General features: G+C 35.3%; 19 protein-coding genes. 13 read left to right on the forward strand and 6 right to left on the reverse strand.

Annotated features, from left to right (window positions below):
* Window positions 1-359: 359 nt before the first annotated feature.
* Window positions 360-1586: a T9SS type A sorting domain-containing protein gene (locus ACSSV9_RS08710; protein ID WP_437346861.1), complete on the reverse strand. Its 1227-nt coding sequence runs from the start codon at window positions 1584-1586 to the stop codon at window positions 360-362.
* 52 nt (window positions 1587-1638) lie between these two features.
* Between ACSSV9_RS08710 and ACSSV9_RS08715 the strand changes: the two genes are divergently transcribed.
* The 13 genes from ACSSV9_RS08715 to ACSSV9_RS08775 all read left to right on the forward strand — a co-directional run bounded on the left by ACSSV9_RS08715 (window position 1639) and on the right by ACSSV9_RS08775 (window position 15120).
* On the forward strand, window positions 1639-2220 hold the full coding sequence (locus tag ACSSV9_RS08715) for an SCO family protein (protein ID WP_437346862.1): 582 nt from the start codon (window positions 1639-1641) through the stop codon (window positions 2218-2220).
* A gap of 15 nt (window positions 2221-2235) precedes the next feature.
* Window positions 2236-2655: a copper chaperone PCu(A)C gene (locus tag ACSSV9_RS08720; RefSeq protein WP_437346863.1), complete on the forward strand. Its 420-nt coding sequence runs from the start codon at window positions 2236-2238 to the stop codon at window positions 2653-2655.
* A gap of 148 nt (window positions 2656-2803) precedes the next feature.
* Entirely contained in the window at window positions 2804-3859 is a 1056-nt protein-coding gene (locus ACSSV9_RS08725; protein WP_437346864.1) for an NAD-dependent epimerase/dehydratase family protein, read from the forward strand.
* 9 nt (window positions 3860-3868) lie between these two features.
* Entirely contained in the window at window positions 3869-5167 is a 1299-nt protein-coding gene (locus ACSSV9_RS08730) for a glycosyltransferase (RefSeq protein ID WP_437346865.1), read from the forward strand.
* A gap of 16 nt (window positions 5168-5183) precedes the next feature.
* Window positions 5184-7706 carry a YfhO family protein gene (locus ACSSV9_RS08735; protein ID WP_437346866.1) on the forward strand — a complete coding sequence of 841 codons (2523 nt, stop codon included), beginning with the start codon at window positions 5184-5186 and terminating at the stop codon, window positions 7704-7706.
* Window positions 7703-9157 (forward strand): oligosaccharide flippase family protein, encoded by a 1455-nt coding sequence (locus ACSSV9_RS08740; RefSeq protein WP_437346867.1) that lies wholly within the window; start codon window positions 7703-7705, stop codon window positions 9155-9157. The genes ACSSV9_RS08735 and ACSSV9_RS08740 overlap by 4 nt, the downstream gene beginning before the upstream one ends.
* A gap of 29 nt (window positions 9158-9186) precedes the next feature.
* The gene (locus ACSSV9_RS08745) at window positions 9187-10092 is read left to right on the forward strand and encodes a glycosyltransferase family 2 protein (protein ID WP_437346868.1); all 906 of its coding nucleotides are present in this window, start codon (window positions 9187-9189) and stop codon (window positions 10090-10092) included.
* Complete coding sequence (locus ACSSV9_RS08750; protein ID WP_437346869.1) at window positions 10089-10958, forward strand: 6-hydroxymethylpterin diphosphokinase MptE-like protein; 870 nt, start codon at window positions 10089-10091, stop codon at window positions 10956-10958. Before ACSSV9_RS08745 ends, ACSSV9_RS08750 begins: the two co-directional genes overlap by 4 nt.
* 10 nt (window positions 10959-10968) lie before the next feature.
* Window positions 10969-11871, forward strand: a complete 903-nt coding sequence (locus ACSSV9_RS08755) for a BFO_1060 family glycosyltransferase (RefSeq protein ID WP_437346925.1) — start codon at window positions 10969-10971, stop codon at window positions 11869-11871.
* Window positions 11872-11946: 75 nt separating this feature from the next.
* On the forward strand, window positions 11947-12654 hold the full coding sequence (locus ACSSV9_RS08760) for a class I SAM-dependent methyltransferase (RefSeq protein ID WP_437346870.1): 708 nt from the start codon (window positions 11947-11949) through the stop codon (window positions 12652-12654).
* A 4-nt stretch (window positions 12655-12658) separates the two neighbouring features.
* Window positions 12659-14104, forward strand: a complete 1446-nt coding sequence (gene rlmD, locus ACSSV9_RS08765) for a 23S rRNA (uracil(1939)-C(5))-methyltransferase RlmD (protein WP_437346871.1) — start codon at window positions 12659-12661, stop codon at window positions 14102-14104.
* A 12-nt stretch (window positions 14105-14116) separates the two neighbouring features.
* Window positions 14117-14497 carry a VOC family protein gene (locus tag ACSSV9_RS08770; RefSeq protein WP_437346872.1) on the forward strand — a complete coding sequence of 127 codons (381 nt, stop codon included), beginning with the start codon at window positions 14117-14119 and terminating at the stop codon, window positions 14495-14497.
* 65 nt (window positions 14498-14562) lie between these two features.
* Window positions 14563-15120 (forward strand): hypothetical protein, encoded by a 558-nt coding sequence (locus ACSSV9_RS08775; RefSeq protein WP_437346873.1) that lies wholly within the window; start codon window positions 14563-14565, stop codon window positions 15118-15120.
* Here ACSSV9_RS08775 and ACSSV9_RS08780 read toward each other — a convergent pair.
* Genes ACSSV9_RS08780 through rpmH form a run of 5 tightly spaced genes read right to left on the reverse strand, consistent with a single transcriptional unit; the run spans window position 15114 to window position 20526 of the window.
* Window positions 15114-17798, reverse strand: coding sequence for a patatin-like phospholipase family protein (locus ACSSV9_RS08780; RefSeq protein ID WP_437346874.1), 2685 nt, complete (start codon window positions 17796-17798; stop codon window positions 15114-15116). The two genes, ACSSV9_RS08775 and ACSSV9_RS08780, sit on opposite strands and share 7 nt — an antisense overlap.
* An 18-nt stretch (window positions 17799-17816) precedes the next feature.
* Window positions 17817-19697 carry a membrane protein insertase YidC gene (gene yidC / locus ACSSV9_RS08785; protein ID WP_437346875.1) on the reverse strand — a complete coding sequence of 627 codons (1881 nt, stop codon included), beginning with the start codon at window positions 19695-19697 and terminating at the stop codon, window positions 17817-17819.
* A 17-nt stretch (window positions 19698-19714) separates the two neighbouring features.
* Window positions 19715-19924 (reverse strand): membrane protein insertion efficiency factor YidD, encoded by a 210-nt coding sequence (yidD, locus tag ACSSV9_RS08790; RefSeq protein ID WP_437346876.1) that lies wholly within the window; start codon window positions 19922-19924, stop codon window positions 19715-19717.
* Window positions 19921-20328 (reverse strand): ribonuclease P protein component, encoded by a 408-nt coding sequence (locus ACSSV9_RS08795; protein ID WP_437346877.1) that lies wholly within the window; start codon window positions 20326-20328, stop codon window positions 19921-19923. Before ACSSV9_RS08795 ends, yidD begins: the two co-directional genes overlap by 4 nt.
* Before the next feature lie 51 nt (window positions 20329-20379).
* On the reverse strand, window positions 20380-20526 hold the full coding sequence (gene rpmH, locus ACSSV9_RS08800) for a 50S ribosomal protein L34 (protein ID WP_437346878.1): 147 nt from the start codon (window positions 20524-20526) through the stop codon (window positions 20380-20382).
* Window positions 20527-20857: the final 331 nt, after the last annotated feature.

Raw genomic sequence — 20857 nt, forward strand, 5'->3', positions numbered from 1 at the left:
TTTTATCAAGGCAAATTTATTAAAATTATGTCGATTTATCTTACCATTTACAAATCATAATTCTTACTCAAACGAGAAACCTTCAAAGGAAATAACATTGTTGTTATAATCAAATGGATAATGCTCAATTCGAAAAAATATTGCTCGTATGATACGAATGTGTAATTAAATCGAGCAGCAAACAATAATTCGGAACCTAAGATATAATTGCCTTCCATAATATTATAGTTTGAACAAACATGACAACTAAGAATTTTTCCACCTACAGAAAAATGATTTCAAACCGAATAAATTCTATAATTCACTAACATCGGAAAGCATTCGCATTCGATAAAAACATTATGAAACCCGGTAGTTTCTCATTTTATTAAAATCATCCTTTGGGTGGTTGAATAACCGTTAAAATTTAGCGTGTAGAAATAAATTCCTGACGATAGTTTATAGCTGCTTGAATCAAAACTGAATTCGTAAGAACCAGGTGGGTAATATCCGTTGACAAGTTGTGTTATCTCCCTGCCAAGAATATCAAACACAACAAGTTTTACATATCCACTCGTTTCGAGTTTGAATTTAATATTCGTTGACGGGTTAAATGGATTCGGATAATTTTGATATAACTCGAATCCGTAATACATTTCGCCATCATTTGAAACACTCTGCAATTTATCGAATTTGAAAAGTGCATAAACAGGCAAATGGTCGCTTGCCGATACGAGTGAATCTGCTAGTTCGATACCAAAAGTATTTGTACCGAAATTAACAGGCATTTTGAAGTGATTACCGTCGTTTCCCACTATTGTATAGGAATTAGAGATATATTCAATACCGCCGGGGTCTTTGACTGCTTGAGAAATGAGTATCATGTCAAATCGATTTGTAAGTTCCGCCGAGGAATAGCTATGAACATGTTTAAAGAGAGGATTGTAGTTCCACTCACCAATTGCATCCAGGGGGTCGATAAAATATCCCGGAGCGCTTGTGTCGATTAATTCAGCAACGGCAGCTTCGGAGCCGTTAAGTGTGTTGAAATCGCCCAGAACTATATAATCTTTATCTTCAGCAAATTTAGAAGTAACACTTCTCAATACTTTAGCCTGTTCAAATCTTTTATTTAGATTTTCACTATTATCACCATCTCTCGTGTTAGCTTTAAGATGTACCGAAAATATAATCAATGTGTCGCCAGTAATTTTATTCACCACCGGAAATTCGTGAATTGGTCTCGTTACTGCATCATGAATTATGTTACCCAGCGATTCAATTTTATCTTCTTTATAAAATAGTGCGCTGTTCATACCTGTCGAGGCAATAAAATCAGCGGCCTTATATTTATATTCTAATACATATTTCAAAAATTGTTCGACAGAAGCTTTGTCGACTACTTCCTGACAGACCAGAATGTCGGGATTAACAGCGTTAACAACAAATTTCAATGCAGGGTTATCCCAATCTAGTCTCGACGGATCATTCTCCGTGGGATTATACGGAGTATATTGATGAATGTTATAAGTCATTATTTTTAATGTATCCTGTGCATTCAATCTAAATGCAACCAGAATAAGAGCAATCATAAAGAAACGTTTCATTTAAAAACCTAATTAATTATTATTGCTTTTGGATATTTCAAAATAAGTAAATATGAAATTAATTAAAATAATTCCCGTTTTGGCGATATTAGTCGCTTGTGGAAATAATTTCCCAAAATTAATAGATCTTTCGGAATATAAATTTCATCTTATCAATCAAGAAGGTAAAGAAGTAATATTTCCGGACAATATCAAAGGACGCTTAACCGTAGCAGGTTACATTTTTACAAATTGCCCGGATATCTGTCCGCTTACCACAAACAATATGCGCCTTTTAAAAGATAAGTTAAACAACGAAGGAATATCGGATGTAAAATTCATTTCGATCAGTTTTGATCCTTTGAATGACACGCCTGAAGTTTTGAAAAAGTATGCGGAAATCAGGAATCTTGACACGCATAATTGGGAATTCCTTACGGGAAGTCAAAATGAGATTAACTCATTAATGAAAACAGTTGAAGTGTTAGCCGTTCCGGGAGATTCAACAATCCTCGCCAACGGAAAAAAAATTTATTACTATATCCATACGGACAGAATCCAATTAATTGACCGGAACGGAATAGTAAGGAAAAATTATTCCGGCAGCAAGCTGAATCTCGAAGAAATTTATGCCGACATCAAAAAATTATTGTAAAGGGGGTAGGACGTTATGAAAAAATTAATATTACTAACATTTCTTTTTCCCATGTTAATAAATGCGCAAGAATTAAAAATCGAAGTAACTAATGCCTGGGCGCGTCCTGCAGCAACGGGACATAATTCGGCGCTTTACATGACAATTAGCAATAAAAGCACACTTGAAGATACGCTTTATGCGGCAAAATCATCTGTGGCTCAGATTGTGGAGATTCACGAAACTTATAAAGCCGGCGAGGATATGATGGGAATGAGGGAAGTTGAATTTGTCAAAATATTACCAAATTCAAGCCTTAGCTTTAAACCAGGTGGGCATCATATAATGCTTATTGGAGTAACTAAAGATTTAATTGCTGGTGATTCAATCAAAGTTGATTTATTCTTTAGAAAAAACGGAAAAATTAATGTTAAGGCAAAAGTTAAGTCGTTCTGATAAAATCAAGCTCCTTTTGTTTCTTAACTAAATTGCATTCCGAAGGTAAGTTTGATTTTTCATATTATCAAGCCGAATAATGTTTCGAATAGAAAGATAAAAGCCAAAAATTCTTATTTTTACGATTGAAGAAAAAAGGAACCTTATTATGAAATTTCATCTCGTAACTGGAGCCTGCGGATTTGTGGGCAGAAATACCGTAAAACAATTGCTTAAAAGAACAAACGACTACGTTATAATGGTTGACGACCTTTCTGTTGGAACTCATCCTACTACATGGCTCAGTGATTCTTATTCAAAAAAATTTAAAGATATCGAAATTTTTGGCAAAGACGAACGTCTCTTTTTCTTTCAAACTGACATTAGAAAATTCCTAAATAAATTGCAGGAAGATAAAGACAGGTTGAGAAGAGAATACGGACTGAAGATAGAACGTTTTGGAGATGTATTTCATTTTGCTGCAATTGTAGGAGGACGCGCAAAAATTGAAGGCGATCCGATGGCGGTTGCGCTCGATCTCTCGATCGACGCCGAATTTTTCAACTGGATTGCCAAGTCGAAACCAGAAAGAGTTCTTTATCCCAGCTCTTCGGCTGCTTATCCAATTAATCTGCAAGCGGAAGGAAATGCTGTAGCTTTAAAGGAATCTTATATCGATATAAACGGTTATACGCTGGGGAAACCGGATATGACTTACGGCTGGACAAAACTAACAGGCGAGTACCTTGCGAAAATTGCAGCAGAACATTACGGAATTTCAATTGTGTGTATACGTCCTTTTTCTGGATACGGCGAAGATCAAGATTTGAGTTATCCCGTACCAGCAATTGCAACACGAGCAGCACGCAAAGAAGACCCCTTCGAAGTTTGGGGCACCGGCCAACAAGGCAGGGACTTTGTGCATATTGACGATGTAATGGACTGTATGTTTCTGGCAATGGACAAAATTCACGACGGAACGGCAATCAATATAGGCTCGGGAAAACTGACTTCTTTTATTGAATTAATCCAGCTCTTTACAAAATTTGCCGGCTATTCTCCTACAATTAAACCACTCACCGACAAACCAATGGGAGTCCATTCACGTTATAGCGATATGAGTTTTGTTAAACAATTACTAAAATGGGAACCTAAAATATCACTTGAAGAAGGAATGAAACGAGTTTACGATGTGGCTGTAGAAAGAATTAAAAACAATAAATAATTATTCAAAATGAAAAAAATTGTAATCTTCGGTCCCGGTCCGCAATTCAAAGGAGGAATTGCAAATTATACCACTTCGCTTGCTAAATCTTTGACTAAATTAGGTGCTGAGGTTTATATTGTATCCTGGATTCAACAATACCCTTCAATAATTCCGCGTGATTTCATCGACCGCTCGAGCAAAAAAAATTTTCTCGAGGGTACTCCAGTTAAAATTGAATATGTAACTAATTATAACAATCCTCTATCCTGGAACAAAACTGCTAAACTAATTAAAAACATCAACCCCGACATTGTAGTTTTTCAATGGGCAATTGCGGTGCAAGGATTACCGATGGGCTACATTGCCCGGAAATTAAAAACGACTTGCAATTGCGAAATTATATTCGACCTCCATGTAGTGGCTCAGAAAGAAAGCAGTATACTCGATAAAATCTTCCTCAAATATGCCTTGAAAAAACCGCATACTTTTATTGTTCATTCACTCAAAACTTTTGAGGAGTTAAAGGGAGTTTTTCCAAAACAAAAATTTATTCTTGTTGAAAATAAAGAGAGGGATAATCACGTCGAATTGTCACGAAAGGGAATTCAACAGGTTATTCGCCTCTATCATCCGATATACGACATGTTTACTCCCGATTTTAACATTGATCGGGAAAAAATTAAAACCGAGTTGGGACTGAAAAAATATGTTTTCCTCTTTTTTGGATTTATAAGAAAATATAAAGGTTTGCACAACGTAATCCAGGCTTTTGCAAAGTTGGCTGCAGAACGAAACGATGTATCGCTGTTAATTGTTGGCGAATCGTTCTGGCAAACACTCGACGAAAAAAAATTATCGACCCGTCTGAAAAACAAGCTTTTTGGCTTCCTCAAGAATTTATTTACAGACGAGAAGGACGACGAAAGCAATTACAGACCTCTTGAACTGATTGATAAACTCGGAATTAGGGAGAGTGTGGTTGTTGTAAACAAATACGTTCCAAATGAAGAAGTGCACAAATATTTTCAAGTTGCAGATTGTAATGTTTTGTTTTATGAAGTTGCCACCCCATCGGGCGTAGAATCGATGGCATATAATTTTAATTTACCGACGATCGCCACTGCGGTGGGACATTTTCCTGAAACTATTAAACACGGCTACAACGGCTATTTAGCAGAACCAAATAATATCGATTCGATGTATCGCGTAATGAAAAATTTTATCGAAAATCCTATTCCAAGAGGAAGAATTGAAGAGCAGGCAAAGAAAATGACCTGGGTAAATTATGCAAAGGCAATTCTTAATGAATATCATAAAAATGCATAAAATCAATGGTGATTAAATGAGCAAACAAAAGAAAGGAACCACAACAAAAAAAGAGTCAAGTGAATTTGGCTTTTCAATTGTGAATTTAATTCCCGAAAAATATAGAACGCCGATTTTACTATTGATTATTCTTTTGCTCATGTTCGCTTTTTTTTCTCCTGTAATGTTCGGCGATAAAACCACAACGTCAGGCGACCTTATTCAAATTAAGAGTATGAGACAATATGCACTAAAAGAGCGAGATGGAGTTTCTTTGTGGAATCCTTACATCTTTTGTGGAATGCCGGCAGTTGTTACCTCGATGTCGGTTCGTTATTATGACTTAACCGCCATGCTCTATTCATTTTCTTCAAAAATTTACTCAGCAGCTTTTAAAAACTACAATGCAATTTATACCTTCAATTTATTAATACTTGCATTTACTGCGTTTTTTTTCATGCGGAAATTCGGAGCTTCCCGAGGTATTGCTTTCATAACTGCAACTTCGGCTGCCTTCAGTACTGGTATTATTGTACTCTTTTTTATCGGACACACAACAAAACTGATGAGCCTTTCAATCTTTCCCTTTATTATGATGATGCTCTTTAAATTCCAGAAAGAAATAAAAATACTAGACGTTTTATTGTTTATAGTCGGATTACATATTCTGGTATTTGGGGCACACGTTCAAATTGTTTTTTATTTTGGGTTAGCATCATTAATTTATTTCATTTATTACTTTGCTCATGCAATTTACACTAAAAACAATTTTTTGAGGAATCAGCTTTTTAAGTCGATTGCCGTTTCAATTGTCGCTGCCGTAATTGCAGTCCTAATGTCGTATGATACTTACGGGCAGCTATTCGAATACAAACCTTATTCAACGCGTGGTACAGAAAGTATAGTTGAAAAAGAAAATAAAAGTGCACAAAGCGAATCCGATTTTTATCAGTATGCAACCAACTGGTCTTTCTCGCCCGGCGAAGTATTAACTTTCATTGTGCCTTCTTATTACGGCTTTGGCAGGTCTACTTACAAAGGTCCTCTAACAAACTATCAACCCGTCGAAGTCAACACCTATTTCGGTCAAATGCCTTTCGTCGATACTGCGATGTACATGGGAGTAATAATTTTTGCTCTTGGTATTATGACAATTATTTTGAGATGGAAAGACCCGATGGTACGGTATTTTACAATTGTCATACTTTTCTTTCTATTAATTTCATTTGGAAGGACATTCCCCATCGTCTATAATCTGATGTATTACTATTTCCCCTATTTCGATAACTTCAGAGCACCGTCGATGATACTTCATGTAATTCAGATCATCTTTCCACTGTTAGCGGGATTGGGTTTGATGAAATTATCCGAATTGCGAAAAGAAAAAAACATTGCTTATCTGAAGAATTTTAAAAACACTGCACTTGTTTTTTCAGGTCTTTTTGTTATTTCAATAATTTTTGGTGGTCTTTTGTCCGACTGGTTTGTTTCGAGAGTAAATACCTATGCGACTTCCCTTAGCAATCAGCAGCAAGCACAAATGTTCAATGCACTTTCCGATTATATGGCCGATATGTTCCGCGGCGATCTACAAATTGCAATGGCACTTTTGACACTTACATTTGGATTGATCTACGCATATTTGAACAACAATATTAAAAAGGAAGTACTGCTCGGCGCTCTTGCATTCTTGATTATTTTTGACCTTTTCAGGATCGGTAGTCGCGGCGCACATTATGAAGATTCACAGAAAATTGAAGATATGTTTCGTCAACCGGAATATGTAACAGCTATAAAAAACAAAAACGATAAAGAGCCATTTAGAATATTAAATTTAAAACAGGACGGCTCTCTCGGTTCAATTTCCAACAATGGAAATTATAATGTTTATTTTCTTTTAGAAGATTTTTTTGGCTACTCAGCAGCTAAACCACGAGCATATCAAGATATTATCGACGTTGTAACACCAGCAAATATTACGCTCTGGCGAATGGCTAATGTAAAATATATCATTACCGACAGACCGTATAATCCAATGGGGCTAATTCCTATTTATCAATCGGGAAATACTTTTGTTTACGAAAATCAAAATGCACTTCCGAGACTCTATTTCGTCGATACGGTTGAGGTCAGAAAACCGATTGAAATTCTCAATGCTGTTGCTAACGACAAATTCGATCCGAAAGTAAAAGCATTCATCGAAAGTGGTAATTTGAATCTGGACAAAACTGACTCAACTACTACATTGAATATCGTTTCATATAGCGACGAAAAAATTACAGCAAGAGCCACAACATCAGGAAACAATTTTCTCGTTTTTAGCACCACTTACCTGCCAGGTTGGAAAGCTTTTATCGACGGCAAAAAGACAGAAGTATATAAGACTAACCACGCTTTTATGGGAATAGCTGTTCCTAAAGGTTCACACGAAATTCAATTTATCTATGAACCAAATTCGTTTTTGACTGGCAAGTATCTCTCGCTTGTTCTTAATTTAATTCTCTTTGCTTCGATTGCCGTTGCAATCGTAATAAACAAGAAAAACAAACAAAAGAAATGATTGAACGGCTCAAGGGTACACTGAGAGATACGTTTGTTTACAGCATTAGTAACATAGCGCCTAAATTAATAGGCGTTGTACTCCTTCCCATTTATACCGCTTATTTAACACAGCAGGATTTCGGTAAATGGGATTTACTCGATATAACTACAAATATACTTGCCGAAATTTTTCTTCTCGGGCAAGCTGCCTCTATAATTTTTCTGAATAATAGTTCCGAGTACAAAGCAAAGAAGAAAGAAGCACTCTTTACGATTACGATATTTTTGGTAGTTGTATGCACTCTTTTAATTTTATTCAGCGAAATTATTATTGGCATTTATAAAGGTTCAGATATTGCCAATTTAATTAAACCAATTTACATAAGATTGATTGTTTGGATTGTTTTCTTTCGAACCCTCAATAATCTTTTTCTATCAAAATTCCGTGCTGAAGAAAAAGCAATATTTTTCACATCGGTCAGTATTGTTAAATTAGTATTGATTGCTGCTGGGATAATATTTGCATTAACAATATTGAACAAAGGATTAGAAGGAATATTTACGGCGACATTAATTGGCGAAGCTATTATAACATTATTTCTCCTTCTTAAATTGTTGAACCAGATGTCGTATCGATTTGACGGTGAACTTTTGAAAGTGTCGTTTAAATTCGGATTTCCTTTAGTATTCGGTACAATTGGAATCATGATTCTGAATCTGAGCGATCGTTATATTATAACTTACTTACTTGGAGCAGAGTCGAATGCAATATATGGTTTAGGATATCGTATTGCTGGCGTGCTCAATATGTTTTTTATAATGCCTTTTAGTTTAAGTTTAATGCCGATAGCTTTTAAATATTTTGGTCAGGAGGGCGATAAACGTTTTTTCAGTAAATTAATGACCTATTCGGCTTTTATGTTTATATGGGGAAGCATTGCTATCTCGCTCTTTAGCAGAGAAGTGGTAAATTTATTTGCCGAAAAGCCCGAGTATTATTCGGCTTACATGGTTGTACCGATTATACTTATTTCGTATTCGCTAAGTGGAATGAGAGTGACGGCTTCGCTTGGAATGATGCTGACAAAGAATACAAAACACATTGCTACAATTACACTCAGTGCGGCGATATTAAATGTTATACTTAATTTTATTTTTATACCGAAATATGGAATAATAGCAGCGGCGCTCAACACATTGATTGCCTATGTAATATTTTATCTTGCTACGTTAATGGTGTCAAATAAGCATCTTAAAATTCCTTTTGAGAACAACAAAATCTCTTTTATGATTTTATTGGGGATTTTACTTTCGGCACCGGTTTATTTTTTGCCTCAGAATATCATGTACACATTTATAAAAATATTTTTAATAGGCGCATTCCCTTTTATACTTTATATATTCAGATTTTACGAAGAACGAGAGCTGGAGTATATTAAAAAATTTATAAAATTAATAATTAATTTGTAAAGTTATTTTAATAAACAAAAAGGTATAATATGAATGAATATCAAATATCTGTAATAATATGTACTTATAATCGTGCTAGGTACTTGCCTATAGCATTAAATTCATTAAAAGAACAGAAATTTGACAAGAATGAATATGAAATAATAATAGTAAATAATAATTCTACTGATAACACAGAAAAAGTTTGTAAAGATTTTATCGACCAAAATCCTAATCTTAATATTAAATACGTAATTGAAAAACAAAAAGGATTATCAGCCGCAAGAAATAGGGGTATTAATGAAGCCACTGGAGAGATAATTATTTTTATTGATGATGATGCTGAATTAACACCAAATTATTTAGAAGAAGCAAAAAAGTTCTTCAGTCAACATCCAAATGTTGATGCAATGGGGGGAAAGATAATCCCTAAATATGAAGAAAATAAAGAACCAGAATGGATGTCAGTTTTCTTATGGGGTTTGGTTACTAAATCTGATTGGGGAAATAAGATAAAAAAATATCCTTATAGTAAATATCCCCCAGGATGTAGTATGGCTTTTAGAAAAAGCGTCTTTAATGATATCGGATTATTTAATACAGATATACACTCAAGGTGTGACGACAAGTATATATTTTTACAGCTTAAAAAAAGGAAAAAAAGATTTCTTTATAATCCCAATTTTGTATTATATCATCATATTAATAAAGAAAGACTAGAATTAAAATCTCTAAAAAATATATCCCTTTTAGTAGGAGAAGGCGAGAGGATTAGGTTAAGAAATTCTAATATATTTAGTAAAATTCTAAAAGTAATTGAATATATACTTAAACTAATAATTAGTATTTTTATTGGCATTTTTTTCATTATAACAATGCAGTACAATAAAGGAACATACTTAATTAAAAATCGATGGTACACTTTAGTGGGGTATTTTCATAAGGATTTGAAATGAACTACGAAAAAATAAGTATCTTTTTTAATTTAATGCTTCAATCAATACTTTCAATTGTAAAAGTATTGATTTTATCGAAAATTAAAACAAGTATAATAAAAGTGAGAATTCCGAAAAAGGAATGCATAATATTAGCAAATGGCCCTTCATTAAGAAAGGATATTGAACTTTATAAAAATAAACTAAGTAATTATAGTATTATGTGCGTTAACTTATTTGCATTATCAGAAATATACACAAAAATTAAACCTGATTTCTATGTATTAGCTGCACCTGAATTCTGGTTAGAAAGAACTACAGAGTTCATGCATAAATCAAGAGAAAATCTATTGCATACTTTAATTGAAAAAACAAATTGGGAATTAGTGCTTTTTTTACCTTTCAGGGCCTCAAAATCTCAATTTTATAAAGAACTACAAAAAAATGATAATATCAGAATTATTTTTTTCAACGATACTCCCATAGAAGGTTTTAATAAAATTAATTTTTTACTATTTAAATACAATCTTGGTATGCCAAGACCGCACAATGTATTAATTCCATCGATTTTTTTGGGAATTAACATTGGATTTAAAAAAATATATATTATGGGCGCTGACCATTCTTGGCACGAAGAAATAAAAATTGACACAACTAATTCTGTTACTATAAACCACGAACATTTTTATGACAAATCAGAAGTTCGCATGCCTATGTATAAATTAGATGGAAAACCTTATCACATTCATGATATCTTTAGAAAATTACATTATGCATTCAAGGGTTATTTCATTCTTGAAGAATATTCCAAGTATAGAAACACATCCATAATTAATATTAGCACTAAAAGTTATATTGATGCATTTCAAAGAGGTAATTTAATATAAATTTATTTTTATAACTAAATTTCATACAAATTTATCAAGACTACTAAATAAAAAAGACCATAAAAGAGGGCGAGAGGAACTCATTGCATTTTTCAAAGGAGACGAATCGAAACTAGAATGGGTAGAAAATCAACGTCGTGCAGTTCGTGATATCCTTAAAAATGCTATCGAAAATAATCCGGATATACTTTTTATATTAAAACAACATCCACAAGAAAACGCACCGGAGCGTCCCGAACCTGTGGTCAACGAGATGAGCGAACTGGCACATTACCCAAATGTTCTTTATTTATGTAATGAAGAATCGATACACGATCTAATTTCTGTCTCTGATTTATGGACGTGTTTCGAATCGACGACGGCACTCGAAAGCTGGCTTATGGGCAAACAAACCATATTTATCAATCCCGAACCAAACTTCAACCGTGACCCACTCTACAAAGGCTCCGCATTGGCTAATAGTTATAATGAATTTTGTAATATGATTTATGAGTATTACTCCACAGGTAAACTCTCCTCATTCTTCTTACCGGAAAAAGTAGAAATACGCAAAGAGTTAATAAAAAATATCATTGGCTATGGTGACGGTCTAAATCATATACGTGTTTCTTACTATTTTAAGAAAACACTCGATAAAATTTCCGAGGGATATTTTAAACCGACTTACAAATTGCATCTTTGGCATTTTATAGTTTACCTGCTAATTCGTATTGCCGCTCCATTCTACAACCGGAAGATTTATTCGAAAATCTATAAACTAAAAAAACACCTTTGGGTATTCGAAAACTACAAAATGGAAAAACTTAACCATCTTTATAAAAGATATAAAACTTATCTTGATGAATTTTATGAAGTGAATAAAATTGAAGAAAAATACCATACCGACGTTTTGTTCAAGAGTTTATTCAAATAAAGAACACATCTATTCATAGTTAATTTTATTTATCTTTTTTCAGAAACACATCCCATTGTTTCTTATTTTTGGAGCATGGAAAAGGAAGAAATACTTTTACCCGGTTTAAATTATCAGGTCGAATTTTTGTTCAAATATCTGATTCCCAAACCGGAAAAGATCCTGATTGCAGGAAGCGGTGCTTTCTATGCCGCCTCCCTTATTGCAGCACATTTTAATACGTCAGTCGATTTGATTGTAGAAGATTATCAATCGTTACTCGAAACCAGACTTCTCGGCGAAAATAATCCTTCAGTAAATATCAAAATGATGAGTTTCGAAAATACCGATTACGCCGAGCACGAATTCGACCTCATTTATGCTCAGGCATCCGTTTCTACTCCCGACAGGAACAAAATTATCAAAGAATTTAAAAGAATACTGAAACCCGGAGGACACTTATGCGTCGGCGAAATGGTTCATCTCTCAGATAAGTATCCCGCTTTTATTAAGGACATCTACGCAAACTCTTATTTGAATCCCTTGAAAATTGATGAGTTAAAAAAATATTATGTAGAAAGAAAATTCAAAATTCTTCAGGAAAAAAACCTGTCGTATACGCTAAAGGATTATTACAGGGAAGTCAAACGAAAATTAGAGAAAAGCACAACAGAATTAGACCCTTCTGAAAAAAGTTATTATAAAAAAACCATTAATCGGATAAAACACGAAGCGTACGCTTATCTCAATCTGGGCGCTAGCAAACATATCGGTTTTTATCTTTTATTATTGCAGAAGGATTAAAAAATTGAAAAAAGGCGACATTTTAGAACTTGAAATTACCTCATATGCTTTTGAAGGCAAAGGAGTTGCTAAAATTATAACGGATATCAATCCGATTGCCCCTGATAGTTCAAAACGTTACGTAATTTTTGTTAAAAACGGATATCCCGGCGACGTAGTAAAAGCCCGTTTAAAAAAAATTAAGAAGTCGTATGCGGAAGCCGAAGCAGTTTCGATTCTGAAAAAATCGGCTCATCGCACCGAACCACGCTGTAAATACTTTGGAGTGTGCGGTGGTTGCAAACAACAGGACCTCGACTATAATATTCAATTGAAATACAAAAGCGAACAGGTTGACGAAATATTCCGCCATATTGCAGGTTTAAATGACTTCGAAACTCTTCCCATCATTCCTTCCGACAAAATCTTTTTTTATCGGAACAAGATGGAGTTTTCGTTTGCAAATAAACGCTGGCTCTCGGATTATGAAATTAATTCAATGCAGGAGATTGATGACAAAAATTTTGCTCTTGGACTTCACATTCCGGGTATGTACGACAAAGTTCTCGATATTGATGAATGCTTTTTGCAATCTGAAATCAGCAACGATATACTGAATTTTACGCGTAATTATTTCAAAGAAAGAGATGTTACAATTTATTCAACTGATACACATACGGGTTATCTGCGCAATCTCGTAATTAAACAATCTTTCCATAATAACGATTTAATGGTAAATCTGGTAACTTCGGAAGAGAATTCTGAATTAATGAGAGAATACAGCAAAGCGATTAAAGCAAATTTTCCAGCTGTTACATCATTGATAAATAACATCAGTAAAAAGAAATCGCAGGTGGCAACGGGCGACTACGAAATCGTTCTCTTCGGAAACGGATTTATATACGATGCAATCGGTGAAAAAATTTTTCGTATAAGCGCCAATTCTTTTTTCCAGACAAATACATTGCAGGCAGAAAAGCTCTATAACACTGCACTTGAATTTGCAAATCTAAAAAGCGACGAAATTGTTTATGACCTTTATTCTGGTGCAGGCACAATACCAATTTTTATAGCGGAAAGGGCGGGTTTTATTTACGGATTTGAAAACGTTGCCTCTGCAACTGAAGATGCTCGAATTAATATCGAGTTGAACAACATTACAAACTTCACACCATTCTTAGCCGACCTGAACAAATCCTTCTTACCAATTATAGACGAAAATAAAATTCCCTTGCCCCAGGTTTTAATTGCTGATCCGCCACGCAGCGGTATGAACCCAAAAACGGTCAACGATATTTTAAGCATTCATCCTCCCAGAATTGTATACATAAGTTGCAACCCCGCAACTCAGGCACGTGATATAAAACTCCTTTGTAACGGCGGATATAAATTACTCAAGATTAGACCCGTGGATATGTTCCCGCACACATATCACATTGAAAATGTAGCTTTGCTGGAATACACAAAATAAAAGGATTATTTTATGATAAACAAAACAATAGGAGCTATTGCCTGGCATGATTTAACTGTAGAGAATGCCGAAGGCATTAAAAATTTTTATGAAAAAGTTACGGGCTGGAAATCCCAGCCAGTGAATATGGGTAATTACGACGATTACAATATGATGATTCCTTCGGAAGATTATCCCGCAGCTGGAATTTGCCATAAAAGAGAAAAGAATTCAAATTTACCCTCTCAGTGGATGATTTATATCAATGTGGAGAATCTGGACGCAAGCATTGATGCCTGTATTGTAAACGGCGGCAAAGTTATCTCCGGACCAAAGATAATTAAAGGAATGGGTAAATATTGCTTAATCGAGGATCCTGCTGGCGCATGTTGTGCACTCTTTGAACACGAATAAAATGAAACTTTTTTCTCTGGTGTGATGAATAAAAGTGCCAGAGTCAAATAATTTTCTGAAAAGAGATGAAAAAAGAATTGATAAAAAAACTCGAGTCCACTTTTAGATATTCAAGTTCGTCCGATGAATTATTCGACGCATTTACCGAAGCCGTAAGATGCGGAATAGACGATCTGGAAGTATTTAAAATATTATTAGGCAATCCGACCCTGAATCTCGACGAAATAAAAATGTACACCGAAAAATTGATTCGAGATTTCAATCACAAGAAATACGACCTGGCAATCTGGACTGCAAAAATTCTGGAAAATAATGCCGACGAATACGAGTATCTCGAAAGCGCTATTGAGTATTACAAAAAAGCGATGACCGCTAATCCAGCTGCGCACGAACCCCTTATAAATCTTCTCGGCCTTTATAATTTTGACCTCGACTTGCCGACAAATTCAAAGATAATTGAATTAGTTAAAACAAATGTTAAGAACGTTGAACTAAAAAGTAAAGTATATCAATCGCTTGCTAATCATTATAAACGATTAAAGGATTTCCAGAACGAAGCCCGCTATACAGCACTTGCCGAAAAAGCAGCCGAGCAGGAAAGGAAATCGAAAAAGACTCAGTAATAATAACCAATCGTAAAATAGAAGAAAGGTTCACCCTTGACCAGAATGTTTTTAGGTAATCGGTCTTTAAAGAAAAAACTCCTGCCTGCGGAAAAATCTGCCGGCCCAATCGGAGTGTCGAACGACAGTGTAAATCCTAATCCATGCTTCAGGTCTTTGTACCTAATTGCTTCCCGCTTTTCCCAAACCGAGCCGATATCGTATCGAAGTTTCAAATAGGTATCGAAAAATATTTTTACAGGCAATTTATATCTGTACTCTGCAGAAATGTTTAGTATTTGTCTGCCTTTGTATTCATCATTTCGGAAACCGAAAAACATGTTCTGTCCACCCAGAGAAAATTGTTGCGTTAAGGGCAATGTATTGTCGCCCACTCCAACGGTTGTTTTGAATGTAAATGTGTGCGATGGCAGAGGGCTGAAAACATTCTTGTAATCGAAAAATATTTTTGTATAACTGACGTCGCCGCCCAGCGAGGCTTGAGCTGTTTCATAATAAGTTTTAAGATAAACACCCCGTGTTGGGAAAGGATAATCGTTTTGTGTATCGACTGCAATAGAAAATCTAAGAGCAGATATAACCGTGCTACCCGTCAGATCTTCAGCGTTCGATTTATTTTTAATTCTGTCTTCCTGAAAACGAGCTTCTACCATTAAATTTCCAAACCTTTTTACCTGCGCTCCAATCCCGAACGTTCCACCCAGGAAAATTTGTCTGTATTCACCCGATTTTATCCGTTTAAATTCATTAAAAGCTGCGGTTGAATCGTCTTTGTAAATATTAATATCATTAAATTCATAAATTGCTCTCACTTTGTAAGTCATATAAGTATCGAAAACTCGATTTGCTTTATGTTCAATGATAAACGATCGATTCCTGATCCCACCCGAAACTATTGCTCCAATTTCGGTACCTGTACCATTAAAATTTTCGTCGCGCACATCCACAGAAAACTGGGTGAAGTTTTCATTGTCTACACGCATTCCAAATCGAATTATACTCGACGGGCGCTCAATCATTTTCAACGAAAGGATATTTTTTTCGCCTTTTCTATCGACTGTCAATTCGATCTGTTCAAACAAGTCCGTACTTCTCAAATTCATCAAACCCAATTCGGCTTCTCTTAGAATAAAAGGCTTACCCTGTTTAATTGGGAACTCGCGCAGTATAATTTCTCTTTTTGCTCTATATTTCCCTGTTAATTTTATTTCGTCAATCACGCCTTCTTCTATCAAAAATTTCAAAATACCGCTTTGTTCGTCGAAATCTACCTTTTTTATTTCTGCTATCGGGAAACCTGCATTGCGATAGTAATTGATTATTTTTAGAGCAACTTCAAATAGTTGCCTCGGGCTGGCGGGTTTTCCTATCTGATTCCTAACAATCTGCATCAATTGATATCTCGAAACTGCAGAATCTCCAGTGAATTCCACTTTCATGACCTGAGGATATTCATCTTTAATTAACCTGAGATACGTTGTGTCGTTTATTATTTCAAATTCGAAAGCTGCTTTTTTTAGTCCGTAATCTTTTTTTATACGATATAAAATCAAAGTCAGCCTGCTGCTGTCGATAGAATCAATTATCGTTTGATAATCGAAGTATTTGTCTATATGGTCTTTCGCGTGTAGTTTTAAATTATAATAAACTGTGGGATTTTTAATTTTTTTCTTAAAATGTTTGAGATAAAGATTCGTTATCTCTTCCTTCTTTTCCTTAGCGGCAAGATAACCTTTTTGAATCAACTCATTAATATTTTTGAAATCGGTATTTCTGACACCCATCAGTTCAGGTTGAATTACAATATCGGCATTTTCGAGTTGTTCTTTGTTGAGCAGGTGCATTGGTATGCTGATTAGCTGATCGGCAAGAATCCATGGATAATTAAGTTCGCTTTCCGAATAAAGCGGGCTTACGGCATTTCCTGCAATGACGATATCTGCACCGAGACGTCGTGTTTCTTTTACAGGAATATTGGCAACTATACCGCCATCGACAAGTGTAAGCGAATCAAATTGAACCGGCGGTAATAGAAACGAAACACTGGAACTGGCTTGCATAGCAAGTCCCAGAGAACCTTTGTCGATAATTACTTCCCTGCCGTTAACAAGATCGGTACAAACCGCTCTGTATCTGTATATCAGTTTATCGAAATCATCCGATTTTACAGGCGCATTTAACGCAAGCAAATTTAAAAATGCCGATCCTTTCAAACCGGAATTTAGAGACCTTGGAATTATTGGCTTTAAGCCTTCGAGTCTTAAAGATAAAATTGCCCTATCTTGAGTAATTTTTTGATCGACAAAAAGTTCGTTCCTGTTGGAACTTTCAGAGGTAAAAAGTCCATTCCAGTCGGTGTTCGAAGCGATTGAATCGAGATCGTCAATTGAATATCCAGAGGAATAGAGTCCGCCGATAATACTGCCCATACTTGTGCCCATAATCATGTCGATTGGAAGATCGATTTCTTCAAGGAATTTTAAAATTCCGATTTGAGTTAATGCCCTTGCCCCGCCACCACTGAGTGCTAATCCAACGTATGGTCTATTCGCAAGAATTTGTTCTTCCAGTCCGAATGGCAGGGATCTGTTTTCAAGTTCAAGGCACAGCGTGTCTTTCCGCTGCGCCATAATTAGAGATAAACAGGAAAAGAATAATGTAATTAAAAGACGTTTCACATTTCGACTCGTAGTCGATTATTTTTTTCTTTTTCTGGATTTCGATTGAATCTGTTTTTGTGCCTTTGCCTGCTTTTCGGCTGCTTCGAGCATACGTGCCATGAATCCTTGCTTTTTACCAGGATTGGCCACTGGCACCAGTTCAATATCGCCTTTTTTGTGATTTATATAATATTGCTGTCCAATCGACAATAAATTGAACATAAAGTAATAAAGATTGAGCCCGGAGGGGAATCCCATAAACATCAAAGTAAACATTATGGGCATTATATAAACCAAAGCCTTTTGTGAAGGGTCTTTAACACTCTGCTTTTGTTGAATAAACATCGTTATACCGAGCAGCAAAGCTAAGCCACTGACTACGTCGATATTAAAAAGAGGCACCCTGAAGGGTAATTTGAAAATAACATCTGGCGCTGAAAGATTGTCGATCCAGAGCATAAACGGCTGCTGCCTGATGTCGATGGCTACATTAAACAAACTCCACAAAGCTATAAGTATAGGCATCTGAAGCAGCATCGGGAAACATCCGCCCATTGGATTGATGCCGTAGGTCGAATAAAGTTTCATCGTTTCTTTCTGTAATCTTTGCGGGTCGTCTTTATACTTTTCCTTCAACTCATTTATCTTCGGCTGTAAAAGCTGCATTTTTTTCATCGACTTCATACTCTGCTTTGTAAGTGGATGCAGAGCAAATTTTACTATTATCGAAAGTAATATGATTACGAATCCGTAATTTGGAATAAACTCATGGAGGAATTTCATCAAAGGCAAAAGAAAATATTCAGAAATGGGACGAATTATAATTTTCAATCCCAGAAAACTTCCGAAATCGACAAGTGCTTCGAAGTTTCTGCCGTATACTTTTAGTGTATTGTATTCTACAGGTCCAATGTAAAGTTTAAACGAATCTTTCTGGTAACTTTGATTTTTGAACGGTACCTTTAGACTTACGTTGTAATATTCCCTGACGTCTTCACCTTTAACCACATGCGTCCCCTCGACGTAAGCGCCACCGTCGTCGTTTGGACTATCAGGCGAAATTATAATTGAAAAATATTTACTTTTTACTGCAGCCCAATCGACTTTACCGTTAATATCCTTAGATACTTTTTCATCCGGACTGGAAGCATCGACAACCACCTGTTCGCCCCCGGCATAAATAGAGGCATTTGTGTAATGCGCTTCGTCAACAGAATTTTTTTCGGTGAAGTTTATTCCATTAGTCCACGCAACGTCGTATCTGAAACTGCTTATGATGTCCTGAAAATTAGCAAATTCGATATCGATATCGGCAGCATAATCATTGCCAAAAAATTTGAAGGTTTTTATAATTTCTTTTCCATCGGTTCCTTCAAATTTATATTTCAACACCAGTGAATCGTTCTCGTCGAGTTTATAAAAATAGTTGCTGGACTCGGAGAAAAAATCAAGATTGGAAGTATTGACAAGTTTTCCGTCTTTTGTAACAAAAATCAAATTGAAATCTCCGCCGTTATCAGGATTAATCAATTGAACATGTCTGTTATAAAAATCGCTCTCATCATATTTTTTGTGGTACCACGTTTCGTAATTTTTTAGATAATATTTTCGAATCTTGGCACCTTTGCTGGTCAATTCGATTCTTGCAAGTTTTGTATCGATTGTAATTATTTTTTCGGGAAGTTGTACTGTTTCAAAGGGAAGAGTTTCATTTTCTTCGGCAATCGAGTCCTTTTTCACTTCTTTCGATTTTTCAGCGGGAAGAGTATCCTTACCTGCCTTTGAAGTATCGTTAGCTACCAACGTTGAATCCTTTGACTCTGGTAATGCCGGAGGGGGAGTGGGTGAATTGAGATAGAGCCATACTACTAAAATAACTCCGATAAGTATGAATGCAATTGTTGATTGTCTGTCCATAAAATTTACCTTTAAAATTAATCGAGAGGATCGTACCCACCTTTATTGAACGGATTACATCTTAATATTCTCCAGATAGATTTAATACCCCCTTTGATTACACCGTATTTAGTAAATGCCTGAACCGAATATTCCGAACAAGTGGGATAAAAGCGGCACGACGGGGGGAACATTGGGGAAATTGCCTTCTGATAAAATTTAATTAAGTAGATAAACAAGTACTTCATTTTAATTCGAGCCTGTCTTTAACTTTTTTCATCAAATCTACGATTTCCGGCATAATTTCGCTCAACTTGACTTTTTTATTTATGGTCTGATTCATTGAATGAGATGCAAACACAAGCAGCAATTTAATTTTATTTGCCTTGCATAATTCTGTCAGTATAAATTTATTGAGGCGATACGATTCGCGCATCAGTCTTTTAATTCTGTTTCTCCAAACAGCATTGCCGCTTTTTCGAGCTACCGCATAAGCTGTTTTAACACCTGGTTCGTCTGCCAGAAATTCAGCGTAATAGACCACTTTCAACTTTTTTGAAGGAGAGATTAATAAATTTCCTTTATTATAAACTAATTCGAAATCTTTTTTCCTTTTGATTCTTTCTTTGGCAGAAAGACCATATTGCTTCAAAATAAACCTCTTTGAAGTCCCGAATTTGAGGGGACGCTTACAGGGCAAAAATTAACGCTCGTCGCTTACTGTAAGTCTCTTTCTTCCTTTTGCTCTTCTTCTGGCTAAAACTTTACGCCCATTTTTTGTGGACATTCTTTCACGGAAACCGTGTTTATTCCTTCTTTTTCTATTACTCGGTTGAAATGTTCTTTTCATAATTCACCTAATTTAATCGTTCGAAACGTGCAAAAGTAAACATTTTAGACGTAATTAACAAACCAATGGTGGGGAGGTATATGGACATAAAAAAGGCGGCAATCTCAGCAAACTGCCCAGCCGATAAACAGTCCGCCGGAAAAACCGCCGCCTTGTTACTTTAGAATCAATTTGAATGCCAATTCTGTTTCGTTCGTTTTTACGCGTCTTTTTTCAATAATTCTGTCCTGTTGTGAGTCGTAATTCGATAATGAGACACTTCGTTCGCTATTCAATTCATTATTTATTTAATTTAAATGCTAAAAAAAATTACTTTTGATTATTTTTGCAA

This window comes from Melioribacter sulfuriphilus (assembly GCF_051488685.1).
In the GTDB taxonomy this organism is placed as follows: Bacteria; Bacteroidota; Ignavibacteria; order Ignavibacteriales; family Melioribacteraceae; genus Melioribacter.